This is a genomic window from Comamonas testosteroni (assembly GCF_014076415.1).
GTDB classification, from domain to species: domain Bacteria; phylum Pseudomonadota; class Gammaproteobacteria; order Burkholderiales; family Burkholderiaceae_C; genus Comamonas; species Comamonas testosteroni_F.
Genome location: NZ_CP043568.1, coordinates 2,085,338 through 2,094,802, shown reverse-complemented (window position 1 = coordinate 2,094,802; position 9,465 = coordinate 2,085,338). Strand labels below are relative to the sequence as shown.

12 protein-coding genes are annotated in these 9,465 nt (G+C 58.8%); 5 read left to right on the top strand and 7 right to left on the bottom strand.

Annotation, left to right across the window (positions count from 1 at the left end):
- Window positions 1-169: 169 nt before the first annotated feature.
- The 3 genes from F0P97_RS09595 (at window position 170) to F0P97_RS09585 (ending at window position 1,996) form a co-directional block, all read left to right on the top strand.
- Window positions 170-634, top strand: coding sequence for a helix-turn-helix domain-containing protein (locus F0P97_RS09595; protein WP_232538178.1), 465 nt, complete (start codon window positions 170-172; stop codon window positions 632-634).
- Window positions 634-1,209 carry a PIN domain-containing protein gene (locus F0P97_RS09590; RefSeq protein ID WP_182286522.1) on the top strand — a complete coding sequence of 192 codons (576 nt, stop codon included), beginning with the start codon at window positions 634-636 and terminating at the stop codon, window positions 1,207-1,209. The genes F0P97_RS09595 and F0P97_RS09590 overlap by 1 nt, the downstream gene beginning before the upstream one ends.
- 64 nt (window positions 1,210-1,273) lie before the next feature.
- Entirely contained in the window at window positions 1,274-1,996 is a 723-nt protein-coding gene (locus tag F0P97_RS09585) for a hypothetical protein (protein ID WP_182286521.1), read from the top strand.
- A 139-nt stretch (window positions 1,997-2,135) separates the two neighbouring features.
- Here the strand turns inward: F0P97_RS09585 and F0P97_RS09580 are convergent, their stop codons facing one another.
- Window positions 2,136-3,146 carry a Rha family transcriptional regulator gene (locus F0P97_RS09580; RefSeq protein WP_198424711.1) on the bottom strand — a complete coding sequence of 337 codons (1,011 nt, stop codon included), beginning with the start codon at window positions 3,144-3,146 and terminating at the stop codon, window positions 2,136-2,138.
- Between the two features lie 76 nt (window positions 3,147-3,222).
- Window positions 3,223-3,423, bottom strand: coding sequence for an Arc family DNA-binding protein (locus F0P97_RS09575; protein ID WP_182286519.1), 201 nt, complete (start codon window positions 3,421-3,423; stop codon window positions 3,223-3,225).
- A 124-nt stretch (window positions 3,424-3,547) separates the two neighbouring features.
- Here F0P97_RS09575 and F0P97_RS09570 point away from each other — a divergent pair, with 124 nt between their 5' ends.
- Together F0P97_RS09570 and F0P97_RS09565 are read left to right on the top strand one after the other, a co-directional pair.
- Window positions 3,548-4,072, top strand: a complete 525-nt coding sequence (locus F0P97_RS09570; protein WP_182286518.1) for an Arc family DNA-binding protein — start codon at window positions 3,548-3,550, stop codon at window positions 4,070-4,072.
- A gap of 47 nt (window positions 4,073-4,119) precedes the next feature.
- A complete protein-coding gene (locus tag F0P97_RS09565; RefSeq protein ID WP_182286517.1) occupies window positions 4,120-4,470 on the top strand; it encodes a hypothetical protein in 351 nt (116 codons plus the stop codon).
- On the opposite strand, the gene F0P97_RS09560 is transcribed toward F0P97_RS09565, so the two are convergent.
- The 5 genes from F0P97_RS09560 to F0P97_RS09540 form a co-directional block, all read right to left on the bottom strand.
- Window positions 4,467-6,233 carry a hypothetical protein gene (locus F0P97_RS09560; protein WP_182286516.1) on the bottom strand — a complete coding sequence of 589 codons (1,767 nt, stop codon included), beginning with the start codon at window positions 6,231-6,233 and terminating at the stop codon, window positions 4,467-4,469. The genes F0P97_RS09565 and F0P97_RS09560 overlap by 4 nt on opposite strands.
- A 110-nt stretch (window positions 6,234-6,343) precedes the next feature.
- Window positions 6,344-7,018, bottom strand: a complete 675-nt coding sequence (locus F0P97_RS09555; RefSeq protein WP_182286515.1) for a DUF6682 family protein — start codon at window positions 7,016-7,018, stop codon at window positions 6,344-6,346.
- Window position 7,019: 1 nt separating this feature from the next.
- Entirely contained in the window at window positions 7,020-7,526 is a 507-nt protein-coding gene (locus tag F0P97_RS09550; protein ID WP_182286514.1) for a hypothetical protein, read from the bottom strand.
- Window positions 7,527-7,598: 72 nt separating this feature from the next.
- Window positions 7,599-8,075 carry a hypothetical protein gene (locus F0P97_RS09545; RefSeq protein WP_182286513.1) on the bottom strand — a complete coding sequence of 159 codons (477 nt, stop codon included), beginning with the start codon at window positions 8,073-8,075 and terminating at the stop codon, window positions 7,599-7,601.
- 84 nt (window positions 8,076-8,159) lie between these two features.
- Window positions 8,160-9,452, bottom strand: a complete 1,293-nt coding sequence (locus F0P97_RS09540) for a DUF4043 family protein (RefSeq protein ID WP_182286512.1) — start codon at window positions 9,450-9,452, stop codon at window positions 8,160-8,162.
- Window positions 9,453-9,465: the final 13 nt, after the last annotated feature.

The following is a 9,465-nucleotide window of genomic DNA, read 5'->3' as shown; positions in this document are numbered from 1 at the left end:
CTCACCCTTGTGGCGGCGTCGAACCCTAGAGGGAGCTCGCAGTCCGCGCCAGTTCCGCAAAAACTCCACGAAAGACCAGGGGTCTAGTCACCGAAGTGTTGCACTTATTTCGATAATTGCGAATAATGCGTTTGCGAATAATGCATTCGTGTCTATGAAGGAGTACACCATGAGCCAACAAGTGCTAGAACCAGCCAGCCACGCAGAAGCCGAAATGGCAGCTGTCGCTACCAGCTGCCTGATAGCCGCTCTGGATCACTCCCGTGCGGAAACAGTCAAGCTGAAGTTGGAGTTCGACGATGGTCAGGGCGAATGCCCAGAACTCCTGCTTCCGCCAAAGGCACTACGGTTTTTTGCCAATGTCCTGCGGCAGATGTCCAAGCGCGAGCCAATGCTGCTTGTGCCCCAAAAGCTGGAACTGACCACACAAGAAGCAGCCGCGTTTCTCAATGTGTCGCGACCCTTCGTCATCAAAGAAATTGAGCAAGGCCGACTGCAGTGCCGAATGGTGAACAGGCACCGCAGAATCGAATTTGAAGAGCTGGTTAGGTACCAGGCTGAGTCGCGCGCACGCTCTGAGGCTGCGCTGTCCGAAATCGCTCAGCTCACCAAAGATATCGGTCAGGAGTTGTAATGGCAGGTGCAGCGGGTTTCACAGCAGTTTTGGACGCTAATGTGCTTTATCCCGCTCTACTTCGGGATGTACTACTCAGTCTGGCTCAAACTGGCATCTACGTTGCCCGCTGGTCTGCAGACATCGAGGATGAATGGTCACGCCACCTGATTCAGGACTTCCCTGAAAAGGAGGCTTCCATTCGCCAAATGGCACTGCAAATGCAGACGGCCATACCGGATTGCCTGATTCGCGGCTATGAACCATTCATTGACGGTCTGAAGCTACCGGATCCCGATGATCGCCATGTCCTTGCTGCAGCTATCGTGGGGCACGCAGATGTCATCGTTACCTCAAACATCAAGGACTTCCCGCGCGAAATCCTGGCCGGTTACGACATAGAACGTCAAAGCCCCGACGAATTTCTCGTCAACCAGCTAAACCTCTACCCGCTGCGTGCACTTGAAGCCCTCAAGGCCATGCGCCAGCGCTGGAGGCGTCCCGAGATGTCAGCTACAGCCATGATTGAACTCATGGAACAGCGCGGCCTTGCCATGACGGCAGCGCACCTGCGCGAAGCTGTCAATTTGCTCTAACCGAAGTGCTTCGGATCAACCGTCAGAGTAGGCAAAGCTCAGATCAATTCGGAAAAGACAGACCATGAATTACGACAATCCAGCTGGCCGTTTGCTAGAGATATTGCTCAAGGTAAAAACCTATTCGAAAGGCACCGCGGCGCGAGAGGTTTGGCAAAGTGTTCTTGGGCTCCCCCCATCTGAAATACTGAGCCCCCTGATGAACGCCAAGATAGCGACAGTCATGTCGCTTGTCCATCAGGCGCTCGAGTTGCTGAGAGAAGAGCACCCGGAGCTGGCGGAGTCCACACCCGGATGGGCTACCCAGGTCTGCACTGCGTTTCAGTTGCAAAATCTACATGGCACGATAAACGAGTTCACCAGCCAAATTTCCAACGAAACCATATCAAACGTCAGAATGACGGCTGTTCTGCTCGACAAAGGATCAAGGCGAAAAACTTTGTCCAGCGATGAACTTGCCGAAATGCGGGATTCGATCAACAGCGTGCTCGATGAAGTCTTGAAGTCTGCCGAATTGGATTCAGAGATCCGCGCCTATCTTGCACGCGCCCTGCGAAAAATTCTGACAGCTATTGAGGATTTCCAACTGACCGGTGCAGCGCCAATCCTTGAATCAATCGAGCAGGCTGTCGGCCACGTAATGGTAGATCCTGAATACAAAAATTTCTTGATCAACAATCAACTGGGACAGCGTGTACTTGACGCTTTCCAAGCGGCAAGCTGCATCGTCACGGTTGCAGTCGGCATGCCTGCGCTAACACAAGCAGCGCAACTATTCCTAAGATAGTAGAGCTACTAAAAGCCCGGCGAATCGGGCTTTTTGCATGCACCAATCAGGCATCAAAAGGTAATGCGAGTTGGCGGCTTGGAGCAAGGCGCGCCACTCGCAAAATGCACGCCGCCGCGACTTTGAACAGCCTTGGAGGCTACATCAGTTGCACGCCACCAGCGCGCGTCAGGTAGCTTCCAAACGCATCAAGATGCGTCTGGGTACGCCGGCTGAGCGCTTCCATGAGTGCTGCGAGACGGGCCATAGGCACCGCTTGCGCAATCGTGTCCAAATCAGCATTCTCAAAATCAATCACTACCGCGCCATCAGACATGGGCTTGAACTGCAAGCAGCACTCCGCATTGAAGAAAGCCAGAAAACGCTGCTGCACCATAGCATTGGCCAGTACTCCAGTGAGCACTTCTGACGGCAGGTTGGCCATAGGAGGTGTGTCCAGGCCTGCCTTCGCTGCTTGATAGGTGCTGGTCATAAAACCCATAGCAACTTGGCGCGCAGCTCTCATGGCTACTCCATCGAATGGTCTGAGCGTTCCTTGCTTGAAGTCTTCCTCCACCTCGGACGCATATCCATTGGGCAGCTTGGCAAGCAGATAGGCTCGCGCTGCTTCGTACTGATCAGGGTGCAAGGCCAGATAGCTATGCACCTTGAACTTGCGCTGGAGCCGAGCCCAAGTTTCCGCGTAGTTCTGAATGCCTGCATCGACGATGGCTTGAACAATCTGCTTGAGGTCTTGAGCCTGGGCAGGGCTGATACGGTCGTAGTCAAGAGAGGCTTGCACGGGCTGAGCCTTGGCCGCCTGCGCCAGCAGTTGCGCCTCCATCTTGTTGAATGCCGTGATGTATGCCTCTTTCCAGTGAGCCGCTTCTTTTCCGGTGAACCCCATAGCCAAGAACACAAAGCCGTCGCGGGTCATCGTGAAGCACGGCTGGCTTTTCCCTTGCTCATTGAGATAAGAGGACTCCGCAAAATTGTGGAGTCGGTACTCGTCGCTGCACTCCAGGTTGCGAATTGAACGCAGCACCGTGTCGTGGCGTTTGCCAAAGTGTTCTGCGATCTGCTGGCTCGTTGTGGTGATCTGGCCATCGACAATTGCCAGATCGGGAATTGCGGTTGCGCCGCTAGTAGCGACCTCTGTAGAATTGGACATGTTGATTCCTTGATTGATCTCTTGGTTTTTGACACTCGACGCCTCTGGACTCCTACCTCCAGGGGCGTTTCCTTTTTTAGGCCTGCTTTTCATAGCAGGCTTCCTTTGCTCGCTCTGCTTCCAGGCCGCGCTTTATGAGATAGAGAATTTCAGCGTTTAAGGTGCGCTCATTTTGAGCCGCGCGCACTTTCAGCTCCTTGCGCAAGCCATCTTGGTGAAAGCGCATCAAAAACTTGTCAGCTGTCGTGCTTGATGATTTGGTAGTGGTGTCGTTCATGTATTCCCTCTAGACATGGCCTAGTGCCATAAACGGAAATATGGCCTAAGGCCACACATCGGTCAAGCAATGCATGGCAATAGGCCATATATTCACTATGGCTTTAGGCCAGTATCATTAGTGGATGGAACCTAAGCAGCCACAAGATACCGAGTCGCGCCACGCGGATAAGTACATAGTCCGCTTCCCTGATGGCATGCGCGACAAGTTGAAGGCCGAAGCCAAGGCGAACAATCGCACTCTCAATGCTGAAATCGTGGCTCGGTTGGCTGCATCACTCGTCGCTGGCTCAACTGACCTCTACGAAGCTGACTTAAAAACAAGCATGGAGATCATGCGTGAAGAGTTTGAGCACGAAAAAAGGCTTGCACGATCTCAGTTTTTGTTGGGTACCTTTCAGGATCAGGCATCTCTGATCCGCCGCCGCCTAGATAGAGAGCTCCAATTGGCAGAACACCTGCAAGCCCAGTTGACCGAGGCCTCTAGGCATGGAGATGACACTGCACCCAGAATCGCACGCGAGCTCAAGGACACTCAGTATTGGCTTCAGCGCACCCAGATGGAGTACGACCAAGTTCAACAAGACATCGTTGACATCAAACGCGAGCTTGAAAATGCGCGCCAGAGTCTGAAGAACCGTGTTGAATAAACAGTAGAGCCTGCTGGCACTTGCCATATCGCCCTCAGGAGGGATGCATGAAGATTCCGAAACTACTGTGTAGCTCACTGCTGGCACTGGTCGCCGCGCAGGCCCAGGCAGCCAACTACGCCACCTGCATCCTGGACAAGGCCCCCGGCGCGGTGAATGACATCGCGGCACAGGCTGTGCACCAGATTTGCCTGAAGGCAAACCCAGGCGCCATTCAGGCTGTACCGCAAGGCTCAGGTCGCGGCCTCATGGGCTACAACTCTGGCGCTGAGTGTGTCGTAGCCAAGGCCAAGGACACGCGGAGCAACCAGGCTGCAGCCATGATCGGCGTCTCCTGCAGGAAGCTGTATGACAAGCCGACCTTCACATATGAAGAGGCCTACGGCGCAGGTCGCTAGCCAACTAGCTCAAACTCCGTTCCATTCCAGCGCGCTTGTCCGCGCGGAGTCTGATAGACCTGACCAGCTTTCAGCGAGTCTTTGGCAGGGACTTGCGGCTTGCCTCCAACCCCACCTACTTCCTGCACATCTCCAGTACGGCTGTTGTAGCGAATGACAGACCCTGCAGTTGTGGAGCCATCCAGGTTCTTGGTTGCGGGCGTGACTTGCACCTTCCAATCGGCTTCATCCTTGCCTGAATAAGCGCGCATCTGGCTCGCAATCGCGGCCTGTTCTTCGGGCGTCTTGGCGTTGACGTAGGCCTCCTGCAGTTGCCCCAGACGCTCGGCAGCACGGATCTGGGGCGCGCGCAAGCGTTCATCGCTGGCTACACGCTGAGCATCGAGCTGGTTGCGTTGCTGATCAAGGTCCAGGCGCCGCAGCCCCAGGCCGATCTGCCCTTGTGCCCTGCGATCGGCACCAGCCTCGGCCATAGCCGTGCGGCGCAGCCCAGCATTGATTTCATTGGTGCGCTGCTGCAACTCAGGCGCCCTGCCTTGCGCAACCAAATCAGCCTGTGTGGCTGCATTGAAGCGCGCAATCTTTCCGTCCGGATCGTTCTGCCCTTGATGGCGCGAACCCCATGCAGGAGTGCTGCTGCCGCTGCGCCACTCGGCACGGTTGGTGATCGAGCTTGCGGAAGTCTCCATATCCTTGAGCCGCTGGCGTGCCGCCCAGTCATTGCCGCTATGGCTGACAGTCGGGGCATGCAGGCCAAAGCCACCGGGTTCAGGCTGCGCTGGACGCTTGAGGCCAAACCCACCCGCTTCTGACTGCGCCAGCGCGCCTGCAGCTGCATTGTTTTGTGCACTGGGCTTGCCGGTGAATCCAGCAGGGAAGCCCATGCCAGTAGACTGATCGCTGTACTGGCCGCGCCCGTGGTTGTACACGCCATTGACCACCTGATTGCCTGGCGCAGGCGCGGCAGTCTGCTGATTTACCTGCCCAGCGCCAGCACCCGGTGCTGCCCCCGCAGCAATGGGTGCGGCCGGAGCGGCCCCGCCCCGTGCCACGGCAGTCCCGGCTGCCGGAGCGGCGGCAACAGGTGCAGCATTCGGGGTTGGTGCATCGTCACCAATGCCAAACAGTCCACGCCCAAAGCCCGCCACAGCGCCGCCGGCGTTTACCGCTCCGTCAATGATGGGCGTCGTTACAGCGCCGACTGTTCCCGCAACCGTCTTGCCAATGGCTTCGCCGTAGTTGCCTTCATTCCAGGTGCGTTTGATGTCTGCACCCACCGCGCGATTGTTGTCCTGATAGGAGAAACCGCCCTGCTCTGTCTGCTGAGTGGCTGCTGCTACAGGAGCGGCAGCCGGAGTAGTGGGTGCGCTGGTGGAGCCGCTGTTTCCAGGCAGGCGGCTTCCCGGAAAGGTATTGCTGGGGCTTGGAGCCGCGCTCGGTTTCGCAGCCACGCCGGACTGCTGAATCTGATCCTCCGGCGCTCCGCCATTGGCGAAGAACACCTGGGGCCTGAGGCCCAGCTGTGGAGCCTCCACGGGGTCGGCAGACCGCAGCATTGATCGATGCAGGCCAAGCCCGGGCCCTGGCTTGGCCGCAGGCTCTGCTGGGCGGCGCAGACCAAATCCACTCGGCACTGGCGTGTGCGTGGCATCGACTACACCTTGGAGCGCCTGCTTGCCTCCCATGGCATGCACAGTGTCGGGCGGCAGCACGAACTCACCGGGCTTGAACATGCCCGGGATGGAATCTGGTGCCTGGTTCAATGCCTGAGCTCGCTGCGCTGGCGCAGAGTCGGGGTGAAGGCCCAGTTGAGGTTGGCCGGCGCCCGCCTGGGCTTTTAGAGGGGGTTTGGACAGTCCGAACATGCGGCACCTTAAAAAATGTAGGTCGCGTTGACCTGGGGAACATCGTGGCGAGTAGCGCGGCGCAGATCCGCATCAGGCCGCGCACCGAAGTAACCTGTAAAGGCCGCCTCGGCCGTGGCCGCGCGCTGCGGGTCAAACCCATCGCTATCGGGCTGACTGAAAGCACGATGGAGCGCCCAATACACCAGATAGGGATGGCTGGCCGCATGGATCTCCGGCTTGTCCGGATCGTTGGCCAATGGCTTGAGCGGCAGGCGGTATGCCTCCAGCGTCAGCACCCCAGCCTCGCGCGGCGTGGGCACCAGGCGCAGCGCTCCCTCGGTCTGGATGGCGTACATCGCATCGCAGTCCAGACGCACGCGCCAGTCCGGGTGATGACGGTCCAGCCACTCGCGCGTCACCAACTCCGCCGGCTTGGCTCGATGGCCTGCCGCGCTCGGCTGCCAGTGCAGGTGCGCGATTTCATAAACCTTGGCATGGAGCTGATAGGACGCCTGACCCGCGTTCACCGCAATGGTGGTCACCGCTGGCGTGCTGTCATCGAGCAGCAGACGGCCGCGCACGGCTGCCTCGTCCTGGGCTTCATTGAGCCAGCGGGTTACGGTCTCGCCCTCCCACAGATAGGGCTCCAGCTTGTCGGTGGAGTCCTCGCGGAAAGAGGCAATCAGTTCCTCAAGGGTCATATCAGCGCACCCCGAACTGGTGAATCAGGCCGTTGACCGTGATACGCATTTCATCCACCTTGGCCTTGGCATCAAAGGCGTGGTCGTACTTCTGGGCGTACTCCGTCAGCGCTGCTTTGTTCATGCCCTGCACAGTGATCAGCATGGCCTCGCGCTGGTCGTCCACTTCCTTGGCCTTGTCGTCCAGTGCCTGCTGCTCCAGCGCTGCAATCTCTTGCTCGGTGAGCTCGGGCTTTTGCGTATTGGCCTGGTTGCTGCCCTGCTCTGTGGTCAGCGCCGCGCCCTGCTCCGTGACTTCGGTGCCGGGCACCGGGTCCAGTTGCTGCTGTTGCTGCTGCTCGGGCACCGCGGGCTTGAGGTCCGCCGTGCGCTTGAACTCCACAAACTTGAGCAGCGGCTTGGCGATGGCCTCACTCACCAGGCGCTCCTCCTCGGGCTGCCAGATATGGCCGGTGGCGCGGTCACGGTAGATTTTGCGGCCGGTATAGGTAATGCGTACAAAGTTCATGGTGCTGGGGAGTGTTCAGATGGACGAATGCGGGCGCTACCCAAAGGCAGGCCCGCATCCTGGGAGCGCTCTTTACAGGGCGCCGGTGGAGATGACCTGCAGCACCACATCGACGCGGGCCGCCTTGGCATTGGCCGCGCCCGAAGTGGTCAGCACCAGGTAGGCATCCTTGGGCAAGGTCACCGGTGCCTTGGTGGATGTGTTGCGCAGGCGCGCGGCAACGGCCAGATCCAGCGCCGCGCCGAAGTACGCCGAGTCCTGGGGAGTCTTGACGACATCCACACCATCGACGTATTCAAAGCCCAGATCACCCTTGACGGTGGCGGTCAGGCCTGTGGATACGACAGCCATGGCATCCACCAGCGTGGAGCCAGCCGGGATGACGCCCATGCGCACCTTGTCGCCCACTGCCAGAGGCGCATTGGAGTCGGCCTCCAGCGCGCCGCCGTTGGCGCCGGTCTTGAGAATGAAATGCAGGGCATTGAGATTGCCCCACGGAGTAGCGCCCAGCAAATTGCCGCGCTTTTGAGTGTTGGTCACGGTTGCCATGATCGGCTCCTAGATGGGAATGAAAGGGAACGCGGGTCCAAGCCCATCGGGCGCCGCCCACTGGCCGCGCCCGATGCTCATGGATTACTGGCGCTCACCGATGATCGGCACAGCGGTATCGATAGCGATCACGCCGTGGTCGGTGAAGTGCTTGGTACCGTTGCCTTGGTCCACGGCCCAGCGCACTTTGGATGTGCCCTGGATGGCGCCAATCAGCAGCTCCATCTTGTCGCCGTGGTCGAATTCCTTCTCCTTCCAGAAGAAGGGCATACCGCCGTGCTTCGACGCCGCGAAGGCTTGAGCCAGAGCCTGACCGCCCAGCAGCATCGCGCGGTCCACCGCATGGGTGATGCCGAAGCTGGCAGGCACCACGCAGGAGCTTTCCTGGTCGCTGGTGTGGCTGGCGCAGTATTTGATGGTGTCACCGGCATAGAAGCGGATGGGACGCGGCTGCTTGCAGATCAGAATGCCGTTCCACAGGCCCACATCGCCCATGAACAGAGGATGACGCTCGGCCTGGCTGGCGCGGGTCAGTGCGTTGGCCTGGAACTGGCGGAAATCCTTGTCTTGCGAGAACTGGTGGTACTGAGCGGGGCTGACAAGCATCATGCGCAGAGGGGAATCATCTGCCGCAGAGTCACCAGGCAGGCGGATTGCGGGTGGTGGCAGCGCGATGGACTCCACCAGCGTGCGGCACGCATCCACAATGGTCATCGTCAGCGCGTCAGAGGACTGAATATCCATCTCGCCCGCATTGACGGTGAAGCCGCGAATCGCATCGCCATCGGCAATGTAGTGGCGGTTCTTGGTGGGAGCCAGCACTGGGTTGACCGCAATAGCTTCAAAGTCCGGGTGGCCTTCGGTGGGGATGGCCCACTCGATGTTGTTGTGGAAGCCGCGCGCGCCCGCCATATGCATCAGGGTGCCTTGATCCTGGTAGCGGTCCATCAGGCCCTGAGCGATGGGACGGCCTACCTTGCGGAATTCCACAGGCGAGCGAATGTCGGTCATGGTGTCGCCCACATCCACTGGGAAGCGGGCTTGCTGAACACGCACACGGGCCTTGTCCAGCGAAATACCAGTACCCTTGCCCTCGGCCATGCGGCTGCCCATGATGGGGTAGGCGCCAGCAGGTTGGATGAAATGAAACTCCACCTCGTCACCCTTGCCGCGCCCCAGATCCGTGACACGCACGATAGGCATGTCCGTGGTTGTCTGGTTACGCAAGGTGGCAGCTGCTTCACCTTCGCCCTTGGGCATGGTGCCCACCATCTTGTTGAGCTTGGAATTGCGCTGTATGGACTGCGCAAACAGACCCGCAGCTTGTACGAACTGCGCATTGGACGAGCCAGCGCTTACATTGGTTTTGCCGGACATATCGAGTCCTCCT